This window comes from Carnimonas bestiolae, assembly GCF_051251145.1.
GTDB lineage: Bacteria > Pseudomonadota > Gammaproteobacteria > Pseudomonadales > Halomonadaceae > Carnimonas > Carnimonas bestiolae.
This window is the reverse complement of sequence record NZ_JBPCZK010000008.1, coordinates 43519-67902: the sequence shown is the minus strand read 5'-3', so window position 1 is coordinate 67902 and position 24384 is coordinate 43519. Positions and strand designations below refer to the sequence as shown.

Genomic DNA, 24384 nt, shown 5'->3' with positions numbered 1-24384 from the left:
CTGAGCTTGCGCTGTCGCCATATCACCAGAGGCGGTTGGCGGTCGATGGATTGCGCGCCGAAAAGAGCACGCGGCGGGCGTCATCTCGCCGCAGTTCGCCGGCGGTGAAAAGGTAATATGCTGGTGCGGCCTCGACGTGGCTGCCTGCGCACCCTAGAATATGCCCCCCAAAGAGGCGCGCCTGCATTTGGGCTACCTTGAAGACCTCGCGGCCATTATTCTGTTCTTCAACGTTGCCTGCCCTAAGACTCGTGACCACACGGGCGAACACCGCGCCCAGACCGTTACGACTTCGGAGAAATTCCATGGCATTTGTTGTTACCGAGAACTGCATTCGCTGCAAATACACCGACTGTGTGTCCGTGTGTCCGGTCGATTGTTTTTATGAAGGTCCCAACTTTCTGGTCATTCACCCTGACGAGTGCATCGACTGCGCGCTGTGTGAGCCAGAATGCCCCGCCAAGGCAATTTTCTCGGAAGACGAACTGCCCCCCGATCAGGAACACTTTATCGAGCTGAATGCCGAGCTTGCCGAAGAGTGGCCCAATATCAACGAACAGAAGGACCCGCTGCCCGACGCCGAAGAGTGGGATGGCAAGGAAGGCAAGTTCCAGTATCTCGAAAAGTAATCCGCCTGAACGCAAAACGGCCGCCCTGAAAAGGGCGGCCGTTTTTATTCAGCAAGTCGTCGCGGCTTACTGACCTTTCACTTCCTTGATACCGCGATAAGGTGCTTTGCCACCGAGCTGGCTTTCGATGACCAGCAAACGGTTGTACTTGGCTACGCGGTCACTGCGCGACAGCGAACCGGTCTTGATCTGGCCAGCACTGGTGCCGACAGCCAAATCAGCGATAGTGGTATCTTCGGTTTCACCGCTGCGGTGCGAGATGATAGTGGTGTAGCCGGCATCGTGAGCCATTTTGATAGCATCCAGCGTCTCGCTCAGCGAACCGATCTGGTTGAACTTGATCAAAATGGAGTTACCAATGCCTTTCTCGATACCTTCCTTGAGAATACGGGTATTGGTCACGAACAGGTCATCACCGACCAGCTGGATTTTGCTGCCAAGGCGGTCGGTCAAAATTTTCCAGCCGTCCCAATCGCTTTCGTCCAGACCGTCTTCGATGGACACCACTGGATACTCTTCGGTCAGGTTGGCAAGGTAATCAACAAAGCCCGCTGCGTCGAACGACTTGTTTTCACCTGCCAGCACGTACTTGCCATCCTTGTAGAACTCGGAGGCCGCACAGTCGAGCGCGAGAGTAATGTCGCTGCCGAGCGTATAGCCAGCATCAGCAATCGCTTGCTTGATATCGCCCAGCGCCTCGGCGTTGGAACCAAGGTTTGGCGCGAAGCCACCTTCGTCACCTACCGCAGTACCCAGCCCTTTGCCTGCCAGCACTTTTTTCAGCGCGTGGAAGATTTCAGCACCGGCACGCAGACCTTCAGCGAAGCTTTTCGCACCCGCCGGCTGAATCATGAATTCCTGAATATCAACGTTGTTGTCGGCGTGCTCGCCACCGTTGAGGATATTCATCATCGGCAGCGGCATGGCGTACTGGCCCGGCTGACCGTACAGCTCGGAGATGTATTCGTAGAGCTCAACACCCTTGTCGATCGCCGACACTTTGGCCGCCGCGAGCGATACCGCGAGAATGGCGTTGGCGCCAAGGTTTTCCTTGTTGTCAGTACCATCGAGCTTGAGCAGCGCCTCATCGAGACCACGCTGATCGGCAGCATCGAAGCCTAGCAATGCGTCCTTGATCGGGCCGTTAACCGCAGCCACTGCCTTGGTAACGCCCTTGCCCAGATAGCGCGACTTATCACCGTCACGCAGCTCAAGCGCTTCGCGTGATCCGGTTGATGCTCCGCTAGGAGCATACGCATTGGCTTTGGTGCCACCTTCGATCTCAACTTCGGCATAAACGGTGGGGTTACCACGCGAGTCGAGGACTTCAAGGCCACGAATATCAACGATTTTAGCCATTATTGCGCATCCTTTTGTGAACTGATCGCCGCGCCAGCGGCAGGAAAGAAAATGACGTTATCTAACAACATACCAAAAAAACGCCTCCAAGTGAGGCGCTTCTATATTTACTCCACATTCAATGCGGGGAATCCTTTAATCAAGCGGTCCAGCTCGACGATTTGCCGCAGGAAGGGCTCTAGCTTACTGAGCGGCAGCGCGCTGGGGCCGTCGCACTTGGCATTGTCGGGATCAGGGTGCGCCTCGAGGAACAAGCCGCCAATCCCAACGCTAACGCCGGCACGCGCCAGTTCGGCCACCTGCTGACGACGTCCACCGGCGCTGTCGCTGCGGCCGCCGGGGCGCTGTAGCGAGTGGGTCACGTCGAACAGCACCGGCAGACCGGTTTCCTTCATTTCGGCCATGCCCAACATATCAACCACTAGCGTGTTGTAACCGAAGCTCGAACCGCGCTCGCACAGTAGCACGTTATCGTTGCCGGCTTCGTGACACTTTTGGATGATATGGCGCATTTCATGCGGCGCGATAAACTGCGGTTTCTTGACGTTAATGACCGCACCAGTGGCGGCCATCGCCTGCACCAGATCGGTTTGGCGCGCCAGAAACGCCGGTAACTGGATGACATCGCACACTGCTGCCGCCGGTGCCGCCTGCCAGGGCTCGTGAACGTCAGTAATCAGCGGCACCTGATAGCGCGACTTGACCTCGGCGAGAATTTCCAGCCCCTTCTCAAGCCCGGGGCCGCGGAAGGAATTGATCGAGCTGCGGTTAGCCTTATCGAAGCTCGCCTTGAACACATACGGCAGGCCAAGTTGGTCGGTTACTTCCTTGTAGGCAGCGGCGGTTTCCAGCGCTAGCTCGCGTGACTCGAGCACATTCATACCGGCAAACAGGGTGATGGGCAGTTCGTTGCCTACCTTCAGCCCTGCAACATCGATAACCCGCTGCGGCGCGCTCATGCCTGCGGCTCCTGCGGTGCAGCAGCACGTGCCTGACGGGCCGCACGGTGCTCAAGCGCGGCGTTAACGAAACCAGTGAAGAGCGGATGACCGTCGCGCGGCGTCGAAGTGAATTCCGGGTGGAACTGACACGCCACGTACCACGGATGATCGTTAAGCTCGACCATTTCGACCAGCGAGTTATCAACGCTACGTCCTGAGAACACCAGCCCGGCCTTTTCAAGGTCAGCGACAAACTGATCGTTGATTTCATAGCGATGGCGATGACGCTCGACGATCTCGTCACTGCCATAGATCGCGCGCGCCTTGGAGCCTTCGGCAAGGTGACAGGTTTGCGCGCCCAGACGCATGGTGCCGCCCAGATCGGATTCTTCGGTACGCTCTTCGATTTTGCCTTCCGGGGTAATCCACTCGGTAATCAGCCCCACCACCGGATGCTTGGTGTCGAAGGTCCACTCGGTAGAGGCGGCATCTTCCCAGCCCGCCACGTGGCGCGCGTATTCGACCACCGCTACCTGCATGCCCAGACAGATGCCCAGATACGGCACCTTGTTTTCACGTGCCCAGTGCGCCGTCGCGATTTTGCCTTCGATACCGCGCGAACCGAAGCCGCCGGGCACCAGAATCGCATCCTTGCCTTCCAGACGCTCGACGCCAACGCGTTCGATTTCTTCTGAATCGACGTACTCGATATTAACCTTGACGCGGGTTTGGATGCCCGCATGAATCAGCGCTTCGTTAAGCGACTTGTAGGCATCGAGCAGATCCATGTACTTGCCAACCATCGCGATATTGACGGTTTTAAGCGGATTCAGCTTGGCATCCAGCACATGCACCCACTCGCTCAGATCGGCGGGCGCTGCTTCAAGGCGCAGCTTGTCGCAGACGATTTCGTCGAGGCCCTTTTCGTGCAGCATCAGCGGAATACGATAGATGGTATCGGCGTCGATTAGTGGAATAACCGCACGCTGCTCAACGTTGGTGAAGAGCGCGATTTTCTTGCATTCGGCTTCTTCGATATCTACTTCGCTACGGCACAGCAGGATGTCCGGCTGAATACCGATGGAACGCAGCTCTTTCACGCTGTGCTGGGTCGGCTTGGTTTTGGTTTCGCCGGCGGTCTTGATATAGGGCACCAGCGTCAGGTGCATGAAGATAGCCTGACTAGCGCCCAGCTCGGCGCGCATCTGGCGGATGGCTTCCAAAAACGGCAGCGACTCGATATCGCCCACGGTACCGCCGATTTCGACCAGCGCGACGTCGTAGCCTTCCCCGCCTTCTACCACACGACGCTTGATCTCGTCGGTGATATGCGGAATGACCTGCACCGTGCCGCCCAGATAATCGCCGCGGCGCTCCTTGCGCAGCACGTGCTCGTAGACACGGCCGGTGGTGAAGTTATTACGCTGGGTAACGCGCGAACGAATGAAGCGCTCGTAGTGGCCCAAATCAAGATCGGTTTCGGCGCCGTCTTCGGTAACAAAGACTTCGCCGTGCTGGAAGGGGCTCATGGTGCCCGGATCCACGTTGATATAAGGATCGAGCTTGAGGATAGTCACCTTGAGACCGCGCGCTTCAAGAATGGCCGCCAGAGAGGCAGCGGCAATGCCCTTGCCTAGAGAGGAAACCACACCACCGGTGACAAAGATGTATCGCGTCATGAAAAACCCATCGTTTGGGCCCTGAATCGTAAAACGACTGAATCTCGCGACACAATGCACTGCCGAGCCTCAGACGCTATTCGAGCGCAGGGATATTGGTAAAGGAGCACGTTTAAAGCACGTTAGACGAGGATCGGCGATTAACCGACCCGACAGCGCGAGGTGATATCTGCAAGCAAACGCCTGAGAGCTGGCGTGCGACTCGCGCCTTGGATGGGATATCAGAATACCAGAAGGGCCGATGCGACTCAATTTCCTAACGCGGCGATTGCATGGGAAAGTTGCGCGTTTTACCACCGGCGGGCGGGCACAGCGCAGCCGCTTGTCGCTCGACGTAGCGAAGGCCTTGATCTTTGCCGCTCAGACAACGAAGGTAAGCTGAGTAGAGCACTGCTGCAGTGCGCTCATCTGACCATCCAACAACACTAAAAAGGCCGCTTATGCGCATTATTGTTCACCACCCTCTTGCCGCTAAACTGCAAGCGCTGTTGAGCGAGTCGCTGCCCAACGCCGAGATAGTGACCAGCGATAGCATGCCTGCGGCCCCCGCCGATTACCTGGCAGTGTTCAACCCGCCGCAAGCGCTGCTCGACGCGCAGGATCAATCGCTGAAGGGCATTATCAACGTTGCGGCCGGCGTAGACGCGCTGCTCAATAATCCTTCCCTGCCGCCCAACGTGCCGATCGTCAAATTACGCGATGCGGGGATGGCATCACTGATGCTCGACTACAGCTTGTACGCGCTGTTGCACTTTTCGCGCGATTTCGATCGCTATGCTGAGCAGGCACGCGAGCGGCGCTGGAAGCTGCGCTTCCCGCAACCGCGCAGCCAATGGCCGGTCGGCGTGCTGGGGTTGGGCGCTATTGGCGCGCAGGTAGCCGAAGGGCTGGCGCGCCACGGCTATCAGGTCAATGGCTACAGTCGCAGCGCCAAAACTCTCGACGGCGTTACCACCTTCCACGGTGATGAGGGGCTTAACGAGGTGCTGCGCCGCAGCCGCGCGATTATCAACATTTTGCCCGCCACGCCCGCCACCACCGATATTCTCAACCGCACCACGCTGGCACAGCTGCCTGAAGGTGCCGTGGTGATCAACCCAGGGCGAGGTAACGCCATTGCCTTGGACGATCTGGTCGAGCTGATCGATAGCGGCCATTTGCGCGGCGCAGCGCTGGACGTCTTCCCGCACGAACCTCTACCCCCTGAATCGTCGTTGTGGCAGCACCCGCAGCTATTGATTACGCCACACTCGGCAGCTCCGACCATGATGGAAGACGCAGCGGCGCAAATTGCCGATTACGTTACGCGCTGGGAAAACGGCGAAGCCATCGCCAGCGTCGATCGAGAGGCGGGCTACTGAAGCCTTGAGGCAACCCCATACCACAGCTTGTTTAATGGGAATCACTGACGCCATGCGCTACCCGGTACTATTGAGCTATGCCGCTCCCCAACCATTGATCGACGCTCTTGAGCGTGACTATCACCTGCTTGGCCCGCTCACCGAGATGACGCCGGCCGCGCTGCCCGCTGGCAGCGCCCAAGCGCGGGCGATGGTCACCAAGGGCGGCCTGCCAATCGATGCCGCACTGCTCGATCAGTTACCCGCGCTGGAACTCATTCAGTGCTACGGCACTGGCTACGATCTGATCGATCTGAAGGCGGCAGCGGCGCGTGGCATTCGCATTGCTAACGCAGGCGACGCCAACGCTCCAGCGGTAGCCGAATTCGCGACCATGCTGATGCTGAGCGGCGTGCGCAATCTCGCGGGCTACGATCAGCTAGTGCGCTCAGGTCAGTGGAACGATGCTGCGCGTGGCGCCATGCCGCTGAGCCCGGGGCTGGCCGGACGCCGCATCGGTATTTACGGTCTCGGTGCGATTGGCAGCCGCGTGGCACAGCAGGCTGAAGCGCTGGCGATGGCGGTGGGCTATACCGGCCGCCGCCAGCACCCCGACGTTCGTTATCACTGGTGCGACACGCTGAATGAATTGGCCAAATGGGCCGACGTGCTGATGGTCACGGTGCGCGCCGGTGACAATAACCGTCATGCCGTCAATCGCGGTGTTCTAAAAGCGCTGGGGCCGAACGGCTATCTGGTCAATATTTCACGCGGCTACGTGGTGGAAGAAGCGGCCCTGATCGCGGCCTTGGCAAACGACGACATCGCCGGTGCCGGGCTCGATGTCTTCGAGCATGAACCCTGGGTGCCTGAGGAGTTGCGCAATGATGCACGCGTGCTGATGACGCCGCATGTGGCGCCCCATAGCGAATTTGCTCAACGACGCATGCGCGAGCGTACGCTGGACAATTTACGCGCGCTGTTTGAAGGCCAGCCGCTCACCTGCGAGGTCACTGGGTAACGCCCCGCCCCTTCCAGCGCTAGCATGTGGCACGGTCAGCACGCCGCAGTGCTGGAGAGCAGGCGCTGCCGCTCTGCTTGGAAAGCAATCAACCATTATAAGGCCCATCCGCCCGCCCTCGAGGTCCAACATCTAATGCGGCGGAGCCCTCACTGCCACGGCAGTAGAGCACGCTAAATCGTTCTCGTGCCCATTCCTGAACACTTTCTGATCTGGTTCGTACGCGATAACAGGTTACACTGCACGTTTTGCATCGATTCCAGACCATGACTTTCGACTTGATTCTTCTGCTGCTACCGCTGGTAGTGGGCTATCTGATTCCAGGGCTTGGCAAGCCCATCGAACGCTCGCTCGAACGAGCTTCCAACGCGCTCATTTACATCATTTTGTTGCTCATGGGCGCTAGCATTACCGACTTCGGTATCGATATCGCTGACGCGGGCACTCTACTGATGAAGGTGGGCGTATTCGCGGTGATAGCGCTACTGCTGAATATGCTGGCGCTGCGCTGGGTGGAACGCCGTCATCTCGTGGCCAGCGACAGCCCCGCGCGCGCCGGGGGAGCTGCCATCAATGCGCTAAAAGGTGCCATTACACCGCTGGTAGCGGTGGTGGCAGGCGTTGTTGTCGCGCTGCTGTTACCGGCACTGGGCGCGCTTTCGCATCACGGCATCTCACTGGCGCTTTACTTGATGCTATTGCTGGTGGGCCACCAACTGCGCGCATCGGGCATCAGCTTGCGCCAGATTGTGCTCAACACTACCGGCGTTAAGCTGGCAGCGGCGGTCATCGTGGCATCGCTGATTGCAGCATTGATTAGCGCGCCGCTGATTGGCATTCCGCTCACGTCGAGCCTGGCGCTTGCCTCGGGGTTTGGCTGGTACTCGCTTTCGGCGGTAATGCTCAACGACCAGATCAGCCCCATCGTCGGTGCTATGGCACTGTGCAATGACCTGTTCAGGGAAGTGGTCGCGATCATGATGCTGCCAATGCTTAGTCGTCGCCATCCGGGCACCGCCATCGGTTACTGTGGCGGCACCGCGATGGATATGACGCTGCCGATCATTTCACGCTACGCTGGCGTCGCTCAGGTGCCGACGGCACTGTCGTGCGGTGCGTTGTTATCGCTGGCGGCACCACTTCTGATGGCTCTTTTTGCCTCAATGACGTGAGGATACGAAGTCTCTCAAGCCTTGCACAATCATTGCGCTAACCTGCCCTATATTTGCTATACACTAAATTTTCGACTCACGTTCACCGCCGCCGGACCGCACTTATACCCATGCTGAACCGCCTGAGTATCAAACTGTTCTTCACCATCTTACTGGTCAACGTGCTCATCAGCGCGGTGATCTATCTGTCGGTGTCACGCAGTATTGATAACGGCTTCCTTAACTATGTGAAGCACGGTCAGAAGCACCAGATCGGCAACATCGTCCAAACGCTGGAAGAGCATTGGCGCGAGCACCAGAACTGGGACTGGCTGAACGAGCACGGCGGCTGGACACAAGTACTGCGCGATTCAGTGGGCGGGCGTCACGGCAATATCTTCGATGTGTCGTCGCCACCCGACAGTAGCAGCCCCTTCATTCCTCCGCTGTCAGACCCTCGCCAGTTTGTACTGTTTGACGCCGACGGCAAGCGTTTGCAGGGGCGTCCTAATCCGCCCAAGGACCTGCTGCGTGAACCGATTATGGTCGAGGGCCAAAAGGTGGGCGAGCTTGGCTACTGGTCGCCGGATCGCTTCTCGTCCACGCTGGATGCCATCTTCCTTGATAACCAGATGGATAATCTGGCGATCATTCTGCTGGCACTGCTGCCCGCCTCATTGCTGCTGGCGGCGGGTATTGCGCTGTGGCTGGGGCGTCGCGCCCGCTTGATGGCAACCGTGACCCAATCGCTGACCATGGGCGATTTTCGCGTGCGACTGCCCACCGGTGGTCAGGATGAGCTATCGCGCTTCTCCAGCGATATCAACACGCTGGCACGCACGCTTGAGCACAACCGCGTCGCGCGTCAGCGCTGGGGCGCGGATATCGCTCACGAGCTGCGTACGCCGCTGGCCATTTTGCGCGGTGAGCTGGAAGCCATGCAGGATGGCGTGCGCCCGCTAACCCCCAATAATATTGGTTCGCTGTCGCGCGAAGTCGAAGTGCTCAGCCGTCTGGTCGACGATTTGCGGCTATTGGCAGAAACCGACAACCAGCAAATGGATGCGCAGCTTGAAGAGCTCAACCTTAGCGAGATGCTGGCCCGTCAGATCGAGGATCGACGCGGTGCCGCTGAAAACCTTGGCTTCACGCTCGAGGCCGATATCGCTAGCGAGGTGCTTATCGAAGGCGCACCGTACCGCCTGCACCAGCTGTGGCGAAATTTGCTCGACAACTCAATTGCTTACACCGACACGCCGGGCACGATCAGGGTAACGCTGACGCGCAATAAACAGCATGCCGTGATCGTTTGGGAGGATTCTTCGCCGGGCGTGCCTGATAAATACCTTGAGCGCTTGACCGAACGCCTGTTTCGCGTCGATGCTTCAAGGAACCGCCAGCGTGGTGGCAGCGGCCTTGGGTTGGCGATTGTTCAAGCACTAATCGCTATGCATAAGGGAACCATGCAGGCGCAGTCTTCCAGTCTGGGCGGGCTGCGCTGGGTCATTCACATTCCGCTGCTGCGCCAGCAAACGGCACTGGCAGCGTCCAAGAAGAAGGACATCAGGTGAGCGATATTCTTATTGTTGAAGACGAGCCTAAAATTGCCGAGCTCGTCGCGGACTATCTGAAGATCAACAACTATTCGACGCACCACATCGCCCACGGTGATGAAGTGCTGCCGTGGGTTGCTGAACATCCTGAGGTGAAGGTGGTGCTGCTCGATGTGATGCTGCCGGGCAAGGATGGCCTTGAGCTATGCCGCGAATTACGCCGCCTGTACGAACCGGTGGGCATTATCATTCTGACCGCGCGCGTTGAAGAAATAGACCGTTTGCTGGGACTGGAAATTGGTGCCGACGACTATATCTGTAAGCCTTTCAGCCCGCGCGAGGTGGTAGCGCGCTGTAAAGCTCTGATGCGTCGCGTATCGCTGGCGGCGGAAGGCGAATCCGCCAATGCCGCCGATAATGATCATGGTCTGGTGCTCGATGGTGATGGCTGGCGAGCGTTGGCCGATGGCAAGGACATTGGCCTGACCGCTATCGAATTCCAGCTGCTGAGCGTAATGATGAGCACCCCCGGCCGCATTTATTCGCGCGATCAATTGATGGAGCAGATGTACCGCGATCACCGCATCGTGTCTGAGCGCACCGTCGATAGCCATATCAAGAAGCTGCGCAAGAAGATCGCCGATACCTGGCCTGATAAAGAGATCATTCATTCGGTGTATGGCGTGGGCTACAAGTACATGCCGGAATAACTGCCGACCATTCCCATACCTATATACTGCCGCGCTGCTCCAGCCCTGCCCCATGGTGCTCTGGCGCGGCGCGCGTACGCATTCTACTGCACTATCTTCGCTAGACCGGTAACTTCCCTTCCGCTGTTTGCGTCGCATTTCCCACGATGGTGATCGCTGCGCAAAAACTCGTGACCTTCACGCGCGCTTAAAACAACGGCTGACGAAACTACCCTAGGCCATGTTAGCCTAGCGAGCGCCGCGCAAATACGACGACTAGGCCTAGCGCTGAGCCGGTTTGCATGGTTAGCTAATACGCTTGCAGCGCTGGCACCTGAAAGCCATATCGATTGCGCCTTACATGACACTCGAATGGCTCACCCGCTAGTTGGTCGGTCGCCCAGCCTGCAACGCGCACTGCACCTTGATAGCCGCTCGCTGGCGTGCTGCCAGGCACTATGCTTACGCGCACGAGCTCCTATACACCTTGCTAAAAAAGCGGCGGCACTTTTCTTTCACTCACTGACAAGCAGCCTATGAGTAATCATTCCGACACGCCTACAGAATCGAAAGACAGGCTCAATCCTGTTGTCTTCTTCAGTTCCGCAATAGTGATCGTTGCACTCGCCGTTTGGTCATTAATTACTCCCGGCAGTGCGGATCATGTGATTCAGTCGATACTTGGCTGGATTTCGGAAGGTTTCGGCTGGTACTACTTTTTAGCCGCCGCCATTTACGTGGTTTTTGTTGTCTTCATTGCCTGCTCACGCTATGGCGACATCAAGCTGGGCCCAGAGCAGTCAAAACCCGAATACAGCATGTTTACCTGGGCATCGATGCTGTTCGCTGCCGGTATTGGCGCTGACCTGATTTTCTTCTCAGTGGCCGAACCCCTTACCCAATACCTGCAACCGCCTCAGGCAACCCCAGAAAGCATGGCCGCTGCCCGTGAAGCGGTAGTATGGCCGCTGTTCCACTACGGTATTACTGGCTGGTCGATGTACGCGCTGATGGGTATGGCGCTGGCCTACTTCAGCTTCCGCTACCATCTGCCGCTGAGTATTCGCTCGGCGCTGTTCCCGCTGATTGGCAAGCGTATTTACGGCCCCATCGGTCATACCGTTGATACCGCAGCGCTGCTGGGCGCGATTTTCGGTATCGCCACCTCGCTGGGCATTACCGTGGTACAGCTCAACTACGGCCTGAACTTCCTGTTTGGCGTTAAGGAAGGCATCGGACCGCAGGCGGTGCTGATTGTCATCTCGGTTATCATCGCGACCATCTCGGTGGTATCAGGCGTTGGGCGCGGCATTCGCCGTCTTTCCGAGCTCAACGTGCTGCTGTCGATTCTGCTGTTCGTGTTCGTGCTGTGCGCCGGCGATACGGTATTTTTGCTGAACGCACTGGTGGAGAACGTCGGTGACTACATTGGCGGTTTCATTACCATGTCGATGGATACCATGGCCTATAACCGTCCGGTCGAGTGGCAGAACACCTGGACGCTGTTCTTCTGGTCATGGTGGATTGCCTGGGCACCGTTTGTCGGACTGTTTTTGGCACGTATTTCGCGCGGCCGCACCATTCGCCAATTCGTGTTGGGCACGCTGATTATTCCGCTGATCTTCACCTTGATGTGGCTGTCAGTATTTGGCAATGGTGCGCTGTACGAAGTAATGCACGGCAATCACGCCTTGGGCGACATTGCCATCAACCATCCTGAACGCGCGTTTTATGCGCTACTTCAGCAATATCCCTGGGTCCCTTTCTCGGCTGGGCTAACAACGCTGACCGCCCTACTGTTTTACGTAACGTCAGCGGATTCAGGCGCGCTGGTACTGGCCAATTTCTCTTCCTACCTGAAGGACCCCGAGAGCGACGCGCCCAGGTGGCTGCGTATTTTTTGGTCGGCTGCGATTGGTCTTCTGACCATCGCGATGCTGTTCGTCGGGGGCATTAGCACTCTGCAAAGCGCCACCATGATCTTCGGGCTGCCGTTCTCGTTCGTGATGTTTTTCATCATGTGGGGGCTGTTCAAGTCGCTGAAGGTGGAATCCTTCCGCAAGAACAGCCTGCAAGGCAGCCTGCCCGGTCAGCTCTCTGGCCGTCTGGACGGCGAGAAGAACATCGCCAAGACCTGGCGTCAGCGTATTTCGCGCTCAATGAGCTATCCCGGCAAGCGTCAAACGCTGAGGGCCATCGAGACGATTTACCGTCCTGCGCTGCGTGAAGTTGCTGACGAACTCGAGAAACAGGGCGCGATTCTCACCCTCGATGAGGAAGTCTCGGAGGAGTCAGGGCTGCCCAATCTGAACCTGCATGTGGCACTGGGCGAAGAGCAGAACTTTGACTACTCGCTGTGGCCAACCCGCTATGCCTCGCCTGCGTTCGCGATTAACGGCAAACGCGCTGACGACTACTACTTCCGTATGGAGGTGTATCTGCTGGAAGGTACTCAGGGCTACGATCTGATGGGATACAGCAAGGAACAGGTGATCAACGACGTGCTCGACCAGTACGAACGTCACCTGCACTTCCTGCATTTGAATCGTGAAGCACCGGGTAACAATCCGCAGGTACCGGATACCGAATAGGTACCACTCGATAACGGATGCTAGAGACGTCAATGCCCGCAACAACACTGTTGTTGCGGGCATTTTTTTGGCTTGGAAAAAGCGTTTCGAGCTGATCGGCTGCGTCAGCTAACCGCCCCCTTGGCGATTAGCTGACGGGCCTAAGCGACGTTACGAGGGCACGCGCGTTAGCGCTAGCTGCTGCTGGCGTGCTACGTAGTGCGCCTTACCGTCCCGCGCAAAAAAGGCAACGCGACCGCCATTGCTGTCGGTCAAGGTGATGCCATCGGGCGTTGGACGCCAGCCGGTGGCTTCATCGATGGCACTGCACTGCCCCGCCTTGCGATCGAGCTGGAAGTCGCGAAACCGAGAGTTGGGTGACAGCATGAACTCGAGCTGACACTCGCCTTCCGCGGACGAGAGCTGCCATTCACCGCTTAGCGACTGCGGCGAAGGCAACGGCAACATACTGGCCATGGCACCTCCTGTTGTTATTAGCGTTACGACGGTAACGATACCTCGATGGATAGCGTGCATAGGGCACTCCTGAGGGCAACGGCGGGCATCGCACTGGCGATGTTAGCGGCCACCCACCGACACCAGCTTGCTTCAAGAGAATAGTCATCAGACCACGGCGAACCCGCCAGCACAATCGCTCGTTTGCGGTTTTGGGTGCGCCCGCTGCGTTCAATTAAGTATAAGACAGCTACAGCGAGCGCCGTACCGAGCAATGGTCGCCGCCTGTCGGGCGGTACTAATCAACCTCTTTCAACGATAGCCCACGCACCGGCAAGTCGGTGAAGAATTGCGCAACACGGAGGATATCCTGCTCTTCGAGCGAGCCTGCTTCCCAACGCAGCGATAGCCAGGCCAGCAGCTGATCGTAGCGGGAACGGCGCAGTTCACTGAGCGATTCGTAGTACTGCTGTTCGGCATCCAGTGCATCGAGGTTGGTACGCTCCCCCCCGCGAATACTCATACGGGTAGCGTGCAGGCGCTGCTGCGCAGCATCGACGGCTTCGGCATAGGCATCACCGCGCCGCTGGCTGCTGACCAGCGTACGGTATTGGTGATCGACATCGTTGAGCATGTCACGGGTGTCACCATCCAACTGCGCCAGCGACTGCTCGTACTGCGCCGAAGCCTGATCGGTTGAGGCCAGTACTCGCCCGCCTTCGAAAATAGGCACGTTGATCTGAACACCCAGTGAGTTGGTTTTGTAGTGCTGGCCTACCTGGTTGGCAGAATCGGAGTCGCTGATCTGATGGCGCGCGAAGGCTTGTACTACCGGCAAATGTCCGGCCATCTCAGCATTGATACGCTGCCGACTGGCTTCGACCATATGCCGCCCTGCCACTAGCTCAGGGTTGTGACGCAGCGCCTGCTCGCGCCACTCATCAATCGACTTGGCAGTGTCCAGCGACAGCACGGAGTCAGTCTTCAGCTGTACCAGCGGCTCCGTGATCATCACCGCGCCGATCATCTTGCCCAGGGTATTGCGCGCATCGGCTACCTGATCTTCTGCCTGAATCACCTGAGCATCGACCACCTTCAGGCGCGCCTGAATTTCGAACTGATCGGTTTTGGTGCCCTCACCGCCGGCGATAAAGGCATGTGCGCGCGCCTCGTCCTCGACCAGCGAACGCTTCTGCGCCGTGGTAAGCGCGAGTTGATCCTGTGCATACAAGAGGTCGGTATAGGCTTGCAGCACCTGCACGGCGAGCGCCTGACGAGCGCGCTCAAGGGTGTATTCAGCAGCTTCTGCACGTTCAGAGCCTTCGCGATACTGCGCAAAGGAGGCCGCATCGAAAAGCGGCTGGCTAAGCGAGAAGGAGGACGAATAACTGTTGTAGTTGCGCTTCTCGCGATTGGTGCCGTTGAAGTTTTCGATCCGCGAATGCTGCCAGTTACGTGCACGGCTATAGCTATAGCTGAGGTTTGGCAGCAGGCGTGACCGACCCAGCGCGCGCTCCTGGGCATCGGCATCGCGCTGATGCTGAGCCGCGCGCCAGGTGGGATCCTGCTGAAGTGCCATCTTGTAGGCCGTCGCAAAGTCGAGCGGCGCGGGCTCAACCGAACGTGTGTCGCTTTGGGCGTGGGCGGAGGCGCTTAGCAGCACGCTAGTGCTGACCAGCGCAGCCGCCAGGCCACGCATCATGTTCATCGTGGGTGCCATTAGTCCCCCCACGCGGTGCGTGCGCGGTCGAACAGCGGCTTGAACAGGTAGTTGATCAGCGAACGCTCACCAGTGCGTACGAATATCTCAACCGGCATACCCGCTTGCAGTTCTCGACCGTCCAAACGTGCCACCTGCTCGGGCGGCACCGATACCCTGATCTTGTAATAGGGATGACCATCGTGTTCATCTTCCAAACGGTCAGCCGACACCATGCTAACCTCTCCATCGAGGCGCGGAGTTACGCTTCTATTGAACGCGGTAAACGACAGCTCTACCGGCAGCCCCGTGTGCACGCGATCGATATTATCGACGGGCAGCTGGCCCTCAACCGTAAGCGGCTGGTTATTGGGTACTACTTCCATCAGTTGGTCGCCCGCCTGCGCCACTCCCCCTTCCGTGTGCACCTTCAAGTTAACCACTACGCCATCTACCGGCGCCGTAATCAACTGGTGGTGCAGCTGGAAGTCCGCTGAGCCGCGACGCTGCTGCAACTGATCGATTTCGTTACTGGCATCAGACAAGTCCTGACTGACCTGCTGCTGGAAATCCGATACCGTGCTCTGCGCGCGCATTTGCAGTTCGCCGATATCGCCACGCACCCGCCCGAGCTGGCCGCGATCGCTGGCGATATCACCATCGAGCTGGCTGCGCTGCTGGGCAATTTCGAGCAGGCGGTTACGCGCCACGTAGCCGCCATCCGCTAGCCCTTTCAGATTCTGCCACTGCTCGTTCAGCAGCTCGCGCTGCGACGTGCGTGAAGAAAGCGATGCTTCAAGCCCCGTACGCAGCGACTGCTTACCCGATAGCGATGCCTGAATACCCGCCAGCTGCCCTTCCAGCGCGGCCTTACGGCTGGCGAACAGCGCCAGCTCGAGCTGCATGGCAGGAGTGTTTGCCAGCGCTTTGGGCACATCAACGTGGCTCGCTCTGTCGCGTTCGGCAATCAGTCGCGCGCGGCGTGCCTGTGCAGATTGCAGCTGGCTATCGATTTCGCCGAGTTCACTGCGTGCCTGAGTAGGATCGAGGCGCACCAGCGGGTCCCCCGCCTTCACCGAATCGCCATCGTTCACCAGCAAGCGCTCGATGATGCCGCCGGTGAGCGTATCCACTGTCTTGCGTTCACCCGTAACCGTCACCACGCCCGAGGCGGTAACACCGTTATCGAGCGGCGCAAATATCGCCCACGCCAGAAAAGCCAGGAAAGCGATCAGCAGAATCCACCAACCCAACCGCGCTGGCTGTTTATCAGGCGTCTGCTGAGCCTCGCTGTCGGACTGCGCAAGCTTTTGCCAGTCGGGCACCGAATCCTGCTGTTCCTGCTGCTGCGTATCAGCCTTCGCCATGCTGATCCCCTTTATTGTTATCCGGCGCTTTATCGTGGCGGGACGTACTGTTATTGAAACTCACCGAGCTCGACCGATAGGGGTTGCCACCCGTGATACTCGAGGATGCTGAAGACGCTGACGGTTTATCACCCTTCTGAGGCATCTGCGCGTTATCGCCTTGAGGCGGCCCTGATGGCTGCTGTGGCTGTTGCTGTGCCTGCTGTGGCTGCGCTGCCGAAGCCCTTGAGGAAGGCTGCCGCTGCGCTGGCCCCGCCGACGGTCGAACACCCGGCGGCTGACCGCTAGCGCCCTTCGCGCCAGCCTGACCGCCGCCCTGCCCCTGCCGCGCTGCATTTAGCTGAGCGATAACCTTGCGGGTTTCGTCGATCACCTGAATAGAGCCTTTCTGCAGCACCGCCAGGCGATGGGAAACCGCCAGCAGCCCCGGGCGATGAGTGACCACGATAACCGTGACTTTTTGCTCGCGGAGCCTTGTGAGCGCCTCGACCAGCGCCTTGTCACCTTCGTCGTCGAGGCTGGCGTTGGGTTCATCGAGAACCACCAGCCGCGGTTTGCCAAACATGGCGCGCGCCAAGGCAACACGCTGGCGCTGACCGCCAGAGAGCCCTACGCCACCGACGCCAATGCGCGTGTCGTAGCCTTGTGGAAGGTTGAGAATCAGCTGATGCGCGCCTGCGATGCGGGCCGCTTCAATCACCTGCTCGGCAAGCTGCTCGTCACCGCTTTCCGCGACAGCAAACCGGGAGATGTTTTCACTCACGGTGCCTTCGAATAGCTCGACATCCTGCGGCAGATAGCCGACATGACTACCCAGCCGCTCGGCATCCCACTGCGCCATGTCGGCACCATCGATACGCACCTTGCCGGAGCGCGGTTTCCATACGCCAACCGCGGCGCGCGCCAGCGTCGACTTGCCCGAACCCGATGGGCCTATAACACCGAGAATGGTACCGGCCGGCAGCGAGAATCCCACGTTGATCAATGACGGCGCCTTGCTCATTGGCGGCACTACCGTCACGGCCTCAAACGACAGCTCTCCCTGCGGAGCAGGCAGCGGCGTCGCCTTATCCCGTTCGGGATGCTTTTCAAGCAGCTGCTCAAGACGCTGCCACGACAGCCGCGCCCCGGACCACTGACGCCACGCATTGATCAGCAAATCGATGGGAGCCAGCACTCGACCACCCAGAATCGAGCCGGCGATCATCATGCCGGGGCTAATCTCGCCGTTCAGTGCAAGCAGCGCGCCCAGCCCCAACAACCCCGACTGAAGGCCGATACGCACCGACTTCGAACATGCCGTAATGAGCGCGGTACGCTCACTGGCAATCGCCTGACGTTCGACGTAGCCGTGATGCAGTCCGCGCCAGCGACTGAACAACCGCCCGATCATGCCCATCGCCTCGATGGCTTCAGCGTTGCGCAGATGACCTTCGGCAATCTGATTAGCATGAACCGAGAGCTTGCCCGCCTCGCTGAGCGGGGCGCGCGAGAAGCGTTCGTTGATCCACGCCAGTATGATCAGAATGACCGCACCGGCCGTCGCCAGCAGCCCCAGCCACGGGCTGAACAGATAGAGCAGAATGAGATAAAGCGGAAACCACGGCGCATCGAAGAAGGCGAAGATGGCGTTGCCGGTAAGAAACTGACGCAGCGAGTTCAGATCGCTGAAGGCCTGAGAGGCGTTGGCCTGACCAGTGGCCAGGCCCCTTTCGAAGCTGGCGCCGTGCACTCGGCCGCCCAGCGTGCGGTCAAACTTGCGCCCCATCTGAATGACGATCAGGCTGCGGACGTACTCCATGGCCCCCATTAATGCCAGCAGCCCGACGACTATCAGGGTGAGCATCAGCAGCGTAAAGCCGTTGCCCGAGGTGAGTACCCGGTCATATACCTGCAGCATGTAGATGGAGGGCACCAGCATCAGAAGGTTGATGATGGCGCTGAATACCGCTATTCCACGCAGCCCGCTCTTGTTGGCCTTTAGTGCTTCTTTTATTTCACTGCGGTTGAGAGGAGTTGTCGTTGACATCGAAATCCTGTTCTTTAGCAACACGCGGGGCAACGCCTAACGCCGCTCCGACTTACGACTATTGTTGTTTGGCTGCGGATGTGCGTCTACCGCCAAGCTACTACTGGGGCTAACGACCCTCTACTGAATCAAGCTAGACGTTATCTGCAACGTTCGCCAGTCACTCAGGAAAAGCGTGCCTTCGTACCGCTGAATTATAGCATGGTGATATTTAATTACCGCTTATTTTAATGGCGCTGGGGACTACTTACTCATACGAGCACTCCCTGACAGCGACGAGAAACTCTTTTTAGCATTGCAAATAAACTGCAATACAATGTTGCTATTAAACTATCCTCACACTATCGCAACGCCCCGCTGCGGTGCTAGAAGAGCTACGAGCGGCATCACAGCGCATCGCCTTCCGCACGAAGGAGCATATCAATGCCGCGCATGCACGCGTTTATTATGAAGAACACATGACATTAAAAGAAGAAGTCACCCTACTTTTATAATCACCCGAAGCGCCAGATAACCCCACCACCAAGTAACTCTATTTGCGGCGTGCTGATTATTTCCCCATTAAAACCATGATGGCATTATCATATAAAATCGGCATATAATAAATCCGTGACAACACATAACCGGACGCGTCCATTTAGCACCTTACTTATGTTATTTAGCCGCTAACTACTTTCCCCTTTGGTGTGCCCCCTGCCGCAATGCCGCGTCGACGCTGGGTTTCCCCCACCGTTCAGCGTTCGGATTCCCGCAGCCGCGTCGCCTTCACGTGGTGCCGCTCACTTTTATTATCATTATCTTAAATTTTTTAAATGCCGACGATTATTCGTGGGCCCGGCAGCAGCGAGAGGTGGACCGATTAATTTCCACAAACACTATCGCATTCCGCGCGACATATTGCTCAGAGATGGCCTAAGGCAATGAATTGCACATCCGAACACATTTGATGGTAATGTTAATCATTATCATTACTGGAACGAAGATGTGAAACGCCGACACTCATTAGGAGGTTATGTCGCACTCAGTGCGCCGACACTCGCCGTCGTTATGCTAGTGGCGGCAACGCCTGATGTCGCCACAGCTGCCGAAAATTTGCGCAACACGTCCCTCGATAGCAAGCGCAGCTACCGGTTTGACCAACCGGCAATGCCGCTAAGCGACGCGCTCAAGCGTATCAGTCAAACAAGCCACCTGCCTCTGCGCTATCAACAAACGCCCAGCACCACCACCATGGCACCTGCTTTACACGGTGAACAGACGCTCAATCAAGCACTTACGACGCTCCTTGAGGATTCCGGCTGGCAAGCACAGCGGGCCAGCGACGGCGCTATCGTTATCCATCGCGCGCACGAGACATCGTCGCCACCATCGGCCGTGCAGCAGCTCGATCGCATTACCGTGCTGGCAAACCGGAGCGACTACGTTTACAGCGCTCCGCGCGCCGTTAGCGAGATTACCGAAGAAGAGATTCAGCGCGTTCCCATTCGCCATACCGCCGAGCTATTGCGCGATACCCCGGGGGTAACCAGCGCCGTCAACCGTTACGACCCTGGGCTGTCGATCAATATTCGCGGCATGCAGGACTTCGGCCGCGTCAACATGATGATCGATGGCATGCGTCAGAACTTCGTCAAAACCGGCCACCAGCAGCGTAACGGCCAAATGTACGTCGATTCAGAGCTGCTGTCGGGCGTTACCCTTGAGCGCGGCCCGCGTTCGAACGCTCACGGTGCCGGCGCGATGGCGGGGCAGGCTAACTTTCATACCATCGACGCTGACGACATTATCCGCCAGGGCAACAGCGCGGGCGTTAGGCTGCGCGGCAATAGCGGCCTGTTCGGCGAAGGCAATGGCGTTCACTTTATCGGCAGTGCCGCGGTAGCGGGCAAAATCGATAATTTCGAATGGGTTGCTGCGCACTCACGGCGCTCGCTGGGCGACTATCGGTTGGGCAAGCATGGCGGCATTGATCACAACACCGTGGCGGAAGTGGGCCAACCGGAAACATCGCGGCCCTATAACGACATGAAAAACGCTCGCCAACGGCAGGATTCCGATCTGCTGAAAGGCAAATACAACTTCTCGCCCGATCAATCGCTGCAGCTCAGCTATATAGCGACGAAGGTGCGCTATTCGAGCATGGCGGACATGAACACCGCGCTTAGCAACGGCCAGCAAGAAGCATGGCGCAAACTCGGCGATTCGAAGGATCGCAACCAGAATATCGCCCTCGATTACCACTTCGATCCCAGCGATAACCCGTTGGTCGATTTGAATGCCAAGCTCTACTTCGCTCACACCAAAAGCAACACCGACAACGCCCCGCCACCGCTCTCGGAACAGCAACAGCAAATGAGCGACATGGCGCATCAGTTAGGCTTTTGCGATCAGAACCCAGTGCCAGCCTCGTGGCAGGATGCCTGCGACACCGGCACCGCCAGCAATCAAAAAATTCGCACCAATACCCTCGGGCTGGTGGTGGACAATACCTCACGCTGGCAGCTCACCAATGCCACCCAGCTATCCGCCAATTACGGTGTTGAGTTCTATCAGGATCGCGGGCGTTCGGTGCGCAGTGAGAACCGCGACGGGCAGCAAATTTCCAGCCAGCCTGATGGGCTGAACGGCAACGGACATCGCAAGATGGAGAGTCTGTTCGGCAACCTGGCGCTGGAAAACGAGCTCTATACGCTGTCGGCGGGGCTGCGCTATGACCATTACTCACTCAGCGGCGACACCAACGTACCGGGCGCCAAGGGCGAGAATAGCTATGATCGCTTTATGCGCCTTAGCTGCCCCGCCAATATTTACTCTCAGCCCGATAGCTCGGTGGGTAGTGCGCGCTGGCTATGCGAGGGGGGCAGAGACCACGGGGAAGCATGGCTGGCCGACCATTACAGCCAATGGAGGAGCAATCCTAATCACAACCCGTGGGGAACCGGCAATAGCCGCCCCTCCGTGGTATCCACGCAAGAAGAGCAGCATATTCACAGATCGGGTGGTCACTTCTCGCCGACGCTGGCAGCGGCGCTGCGCCCCACTTCATGGATGGAGCTATACGCTAACTGGGGAAAATCGTGGCGTCCGCCAAGCCTCAACGAAACCCTGATGGCGGGCAGCCATCCCGAAGACCAAGCGACGCAGCTGTTTCCTAACCCTAACCTCGATCCTGAAACCTCCACCACCTGGGAGTTGGGCACTAACCTGAACTTCCAGCAGCTGTTTACCAGCGATGATCGGCTAATGGTCAAGTTCGACTATTTCAATACCACTGCCCACAACTATATCTATACCGCCATCGGCAACGGCATGCCCGCTGACACCGGCGCCGGGCTGAACCAAACCATGTTCGTCAACAACCTGCGCCAGATGCGCTTCCGCGGCCTTGAACTACAGGGCCAGTACGACGCGGGCTGGCTGTACGGTGGGGTTAGCTATACGCGCTATATCGACTCCGATAACGACGACGCCTGCAAGCTGACCTATCCGCTCGGCAGTGCTTATCCCGGAAATCGCGGCCAAGTGGATTGCGGCAACAATGCCTTCAATGCGATGGCGGTGTCGCCGGTCAATAAAACCACTGCGCATCTGGGCACCCGCTTGTTCGAGCGCCGGCTGGATACCGGCATTCGCTACAACTACACCGGCAACGGCCACTACAACCCTTCTGCCGGCGGTGGCCAAACCTCGTGGAGTGCCACCACCTGGGACTGGTACGCCAGCGTCCAGATCATTGACAACCTCAAGCTGACGGCTGCCATCGACAACCTTACCGATCAACGCTATCTCGACAATTTCTCCGATGCTCTGGCACAGACCTGGGCACCAGGAAGAACCACCACGGTAGGGATGGAAGTTGCCTTTTAACGGCATGGCGCAGTGAGCGCCGCTAGTGCGTTCACCTACTTTGAACAGCTGTACTACACACCGTGCGCTTAGCGCGACGGTTTGACTACTGCGCTCAGGCGCACCACCAAGGAGAATGAACATGAGTGCTTCGATCGCGTATGACGGCGCCACCCTGCCCAACGGGCTAACGCTGGATGACAGCCTGAAGGCAGTGCTACAGGCATTCCAGCAGAGTGGTCTGGAAGGCAGCCATCCCAACAATACCGGCGGTTTCCAAGGCGGCGATATGTTCAGCGGCAGCAGCTATAGCTACGCCAATAGTGAGCTAGGCTTCGCTTTCAAGGCAGAAGGCGACCTGCATTACTACTTCCCGCCCATCAGCGGCCCCAGTCAGGGCAACAATATTCCTGCGCACACGTTGTGGGGCGAGATTGACTCGATTACCCTCGGCGGCGGCTTGAACGCTAACGGCAGCGAGGTCATCGATCCGCTATTCACCATCGATTTCAGCACGCCTATCGAGGGCGCGCTGGACGAGGGTCGCGCCAATGACGTGCATGACATTGTGTATGGCCTGATGAACGGCTCGGTGGAAGGCTACGGCGACGATAACCACGGCGGACTGCTGGCGGCGCTGCAGGATCAGGGCGTCAACCACGACGCTTCCGTTGCTGATGTGGTGGGTATTGCGGCGCAGGACGTGGCGGCCTAAGCGCAATAGCCCCGTGACAGCAGCACTGATCTGCCGCTTGGCAGTGTGGGGCTCAGCGCTACGCGCCACTTTAGCAACGCGCAGCGGGCTGCCGATTAACCGGCAGCCCGCTGCTTTTCTTCGCGCGAATTCAGCGTTGGATACGCTACGCGGTAGGATAGCTGCCCGGCCGCAGGATCGAACTATCCACATCGGCGATGTTGCGCAGCCCGCAAAACGCTAGCGTGATATCCAGCTCGTTACGAATCAGCTCGATACATTGGCTCACGCCCTCTTCACCCATAGCGCCTAGACCGTACAGGAAAGGACGTCCGATAAAGGCGCCCTTGGCTCCCAGCGCAATCGAACGCAGCACATCCTGACCTGAGCGAATACCGCCATCGATATAGAGTTCCGCCCGATCGCCCACCTGCTGCGCTATTGCCGGGAAAGCATCGATCGATGCCGCTGCACCGTCCAACTGACGTCCGCCGTGGTTCGACACCACAATCGCATCGGCCCCCGCATTGACCGCCAGCTCAGCATCTTCGGGCTCCAGAATCCCCTTGATGATCAGCGGCCCGCCCCAGCGCTCCTTGATCCATTTGACGTCATCCCACGACAGCGACGGATCGAATTGCGAGGCGGTCCATTTCGATAATGAAGTCAGGTCGGTGGTGTCCTTCACATGTCCGACAATGTTGCCGAAGGTGCGGTGTTTAGTCTTGGCCATCGCCAAACACCAGCGCCATTTGGTGAGCAGGTCGAGCAGCGCCCCCACTGATAGTTTGGGCGGCACCGACAGGCCATTTTTCACATCCGCATGACGCTGGCCGAGTATTTGTAAGTCGGCGGTAAGCACCAGCGCTGAGCAGCCCACCGCCTTGGCACGATCAATCAGGTTATTGATGAAGTCGCGATCGCGCATTACATACAGCTGGAACCAGAACGGTGACGATACCGCGTCGGCGACGTCTTCCAGCGAACAGATGCTCATGGTGGAGAGCGTATAAGGAACGCCGGCCTTTTCAGCGGCACGCGCAGCCAGAATTTCGCCATCGGCATGCTGCATGCCGGTAAGCCCCGTGGGTGCCAGCGCTAACGGTATCGACGCCTGCTGCCCCATGAGCGTGGTGCCTAGCTGGCGATTCGCCATATCCACCATCACGCGCTGACGAAACTTGATACGCTCGAACGCCTGCTGGTTATCGCGGTAGGTGCTTTCGGTCCACGCCCCTGAATCGACATAGTCGTAAAACATTTTTGGCACGCGCCGCTTTGCCAATAGACGCAAGTCTTCGATACAGGTGATGGTGGACATGAGAGCCTCTTGCCGGAATGTGAATCACCCAACAGCCTAC

At 58.2% G+C, this 24384-nt stretch carries 18 protein-coding genes; 9 read left to right on the top strand and 9 right to left on the bottom strand.

Features of this window, described 5'->3' with window-relative positions:
• Positions 1 to 22: 22 nt before the first annotated feature.
• Complete coding sequence (locus R84865_RS10455; RefSeq protein WP_435639629.1) at positions 23 to 334, bottom strand: hypothetical protein; 312 nt, start codon at positions 332 to 334, stop codon at positions 23 to 25.
• On the opposite strand from R84865_RS10455, the gene fdxA reads away from it, so the two are divergent.
• Positions 306 to 629, top strand: a complete 324-nt coding sequence (gene fdxA, locus R84865_RS10450; RefSeq protein WP_435631375.1) for a ferredoxin FdxA — start codon at positions 306 to 308, stop codon at positions 627 to 629. The genes R84865_RS10455 and fdxA overlap by 29 nt on opposite strands.
• 66 nt (positions 630 to 695) lie before the next feature.
• Here the strand turns inward: fdxA and eno are convergent, their stop codons facing one another.
• The 3 genes from eno to pyrG form a co-directional block, all read right to left on the bottom strand.
• Positions 696 to 1988 carry a phosphopyruvate hydratase gene (eno, locus tag R84865_RS10445; RefSeq protein ID WP_435631374.1) on the bottom strand — a complete coding sequence of 431 codons (1293 nt, stop codon included), beginning with the start codon at positions 1986 to 1988 and terminating at the stop codon, positions 696 to 698.
• A 107-nt stretch (positions 1989 to 2095) separates the two neighbouring features.
• A complete protein-coding gene (kdsA, locus tag R84865_RS10440; protein WP_435639628.1) occupies positions 2096 to 2947 on the bottom strand; it encodes a 3-deoxy-8-phosphooctulonate synthase in 852 nt (283 codons plus the stop codon).
• Positions 2944 to 4608 carry a CTP synthase gene (gene pyrG, locus R84865_RS10435; RefSeq protein WP_435631372.1) on the bottom strand — a complete coding sequence of 555 codons (1665 nt, stop codon included), beginning with the start codon at positions 4606 to 4608 and terminating at the stop codon, positions 2944 to 2946. Before pyrG ends, kdsA begins: the two co-directional genes overlap by 4 nt.
• Positions 4609 to 5048: 440 nt before the next feature.
• On the opposite strand from pyrG, the gene R84865_RS10430 reads away from it, so the two are divergent.
• The 6 genes from R84865_RS10430 (at position 5049) to betT (ending at position 12953) form a co-directional block, all read left to right on the top strand.
• Positions 5049 to 5969 (top strand): 2-hydroxyacid dehydrogenase, encoded by a 921-nt coding sequence (locus tag R84865_RS10430; protein ID WP_435631371.1) that lies wholly within the window; start codon positions 5049 to 5051, stop codon positions 5967 to 5969.
• A gap of 52 nt (positions 5970 to 6021) precedes the next feature.
• On the top strand, positions 6022 to 6969 hold the full coding sequence (locus R84865_RS10425) for an NAD(P)-dependent oxidoreductase (protein WP_435639627.1): 948 nt from the start codon (positions 6022 to 6024) through the stop codon (positions 6967 to 6969).
• 266 nt (positions 6970 to 7235) lie between these two features.
• Positions 7236 to 8141, top strand: a complete 906-nt coding sequence (locus tag R84865_RS10420) for a LysO family transporter (protein WP_435639626.1) — start codon at positions 7236 to 7238, stop codon at positions 8139 to 8141.
• 110 nt (positions 8142 to 8251) lie between these two features.
• Positions 8252 to 9691, top strand: a complete 1440-nt coding sequence (locus R84865_RS10415) for an ATP-binding protein (RefSeq protein ID WP_435631368.1) — start codon at positions 8252 to 8254, stop codon at positions 9689 to 9691.
• Positions 9688 to 10383: a response regulator gene (locus tag R84865_RS10410; protein WP_435631367.1), complete on the top strand. Its 696-nt coding sequence runs from the start codon at positions 9688 to 9690 to the stop codon at positions 10381 to 10383. The genes R84865_RS10415 and R84865_RS10410 overlap by 4 nt, the downstream gene beginning before the upstream one ends.
• A 515-nt stretch (positions 10384 to 10898) precedes the next feature.
• Positions 10899 to 12953, top strand: a complete 2055-nt coding sequence (gene betT / locus R84865_RS10405; protein ID WP_435631366.1) for a choline BCCT transporter BetT — start codon at positions 10899 to 10901, stop codon at positions 12951 to 12953.
• Between the two features lie 150 nt (positions 12954 to 13103).
• On the opposite strand, the gene R84865_RS10400 is transcribed toward betT, so the two are convergent.
• The 4 genes from R84865_RS10400 to R84865_RS10385 form a co-directional block, all read right to left on the bottom strand.
• Complete coding sequence (locus R84865_RS10400) at positions 13104 to 13409, bottom strand: AprI/Inh family metalloprotease inhibitor (RefSeq protein ID WP_435631365.1); 306 nt, start codon at positions 13407 to 13409, stop codon at positions 13104 to 13106.
• A 277-nt stretch (positions 13410 to 13686) separates the two neighbouring features.
• Positions 13687 to 15108, bottom strand: coding sequence for a TolC family outer membrane protein (locus tag R84865_RS10395; RefSeq protein ID WP_435639625.1), 1422 nt, complete (start codon positions 15106 to 15108; stop codon positions 13687 to 13689).
• A complete protein-coding gene (locus tag R84865_RS10390) occupies positions 15108 to 16454 on the bottom strand; it encodes an HlyD family type I secretion periplasmic adaptor subunit (protein ID WP_435639624.1) in 1347 nt (448 codons plus the stop codon). Before R84865_RS10390 ends, R84865_RS10395 begins: the two co-directional genes overlap by 1 nt.
• Complete coding sequence (locus tag R84865_RS10385; protein ID WP_435639623.1) at positions 16441 to 18483, bottom strand: type I secretion system permease/ATPase; 2043 nt, start codon at positions 18481 to 18483, stop codon at positions 16441 to 16443. Before R84865_RS10385 ends, R84865_RS10390 begins: the two co-directional genes overlap by 14 nt.
• Positions 18484 to 19467: 984 nt before the next feature.
• On the opposite strand from R84865_RS10385, the gene R84865_RS10380 reads away from it, so the two are divergent.
• Both R84865_RS10380 and R84865_RS10375 read left to right on the top strand, forming a co-directional pair.
• On the top strand, positions 19468 to 22350 hold the full coding sequence (locus tag R84865_RS10380; RefSeq protein WP_435639622.1) for a TonB-dependent receptor: 2883 nt from the start codon (positions 19468 to 19470) through the stop codon (positions 22348 to 22350).
• 121 nt (positions 22351 to 22471) lie between these two features.
• A complete protein-coding gene (locus R84865_RS10375; protein WP_435639621.1) occupies positions 22472 to 23044 on the top strand; it encodes a heme acquisition protein HasA in 573 nt (190 codons plus the stop codon).
• Between the two features lie 145 nt (positions 23045 to 23189).
• Here the strand turns inward: R84865_RS10375 and R84865_RS10370 are convergent, their stop codons facing one another.
• A complete protein-coding gene (locus tag R84865_RS10370) occupies positions 23190 to 24344 on the bottom strand; it encodes an alpha-hydroxy acid oxidase (protein WP_435639620.1) in 1155 nt (384 codons plus the stop codon).
• Positions 24345 to 24384 lie beyond the last annotated feature (40 nt).

Coding starts and splice junctions, on each gene's coding strand:
- fdxA (WP_435631375.1), top strand. CDS start 306: ATGGCATTTGTTGTTACCGAGAACTGCATTCGCTGCAAATACACCGAC.
- R84865_RS10455 (WP_435639629.1), bottom strand. CDS start 334: ATGCAGTTCTCGGTAACAACAAATGCCATGGAATTTCTCCGAAGTCGT.
- eno (WP_435631374.1), bottom strand. CDS start 1,988: ATGGCTAAAATCGTTGATATTCGTGGCCTTGAAGTCCTCGACTCGCGT.
- kdsA (WP_435639628.1), bottom strand. CDS start 2,947: ATGAGCGCGCCGCAGCGGGTTATCGATGTTGCAGGGCTGAAGGTAGGC.
- pyrG (WP_435631372.1), bottom strand. CDS start 4,608: ATGACGCGATACATCTTTGTCACCGGTGGTGTGGTTTCCTCTCTAGGC.
- R84865_RS10430 (WP_435631371.1), top strand. CDS start 5,049: ATGCGCATTATTGTTCACCACCCTCTTGCCGCTAAACTGCAAGCGCTG.
- R84865_RS10425 (WP_435639627.1), top strand. CDS start 6,022: ATGCGCTACCCGGTACTATTGAGCTATGCCGCTCCCCAACCATTGATC.
- R84865_RS10420 (WP_435639626.1), top strand. CDS start 7,236: ATGACTTTCGACTTGATTCTTCTGCTGCTACCGCTGGTAGTGGGCTAT.
- R84865_RS10415 (WP_435631368.1), top strand. CDS start 8,252: ATGCTGAACCGCCTGAGTATCAAACTGTTCTTCACCATCTTACTGGTC.
- betT (WP_435631366.1), top strand. CDS start 10,899: ATGAGTAATCATTCCGACACGCCTACAGAATCGAAAGACAGGCTCAAT.
- R84865_RS10400 (WP_435631365.1), bottom strand. CDS start 13,409: ATGGCCAGTATGTTGCCGTTGCCTTCGCCGCAGTCGCTAAGCGGTGAA.
- R84865_RS10395 (WP_435639625.1), bottom strand. CDS start 15,108: ATGGCACCCACGATGAACATGATGCGTGGCCTGGCGGCTGCGCTGGTC.
- R84865_RS10390 (WP_435639624.1), bottom strand. CDS start 16,454: ATGGCGAAGGCTGATACGCAGCAGCAGGAACAGCAGGATTCGGTGCCC.
- R84865_RS10385 (WP_435639623.1), bottom strand. CDS start 18,483: ATGTCAACGACAACTCCTCTCAACCGCAGTGAAATAAAAGAAGCACTA.
- R84865_RS10375 (WP_435639621.1), top strand. CDS start 22,472: ATGAGTGCTTCGATCGCGTATGACGGCGCCACCCTGCCCAACGGGCTA.
- R84865_RS10370 (WP_435639620.1), bottom strand. CDS start 24,344: ATGTCCACCATCACCTGTATCGAAGACTTGCGTCTATTGGCAAAGCGG.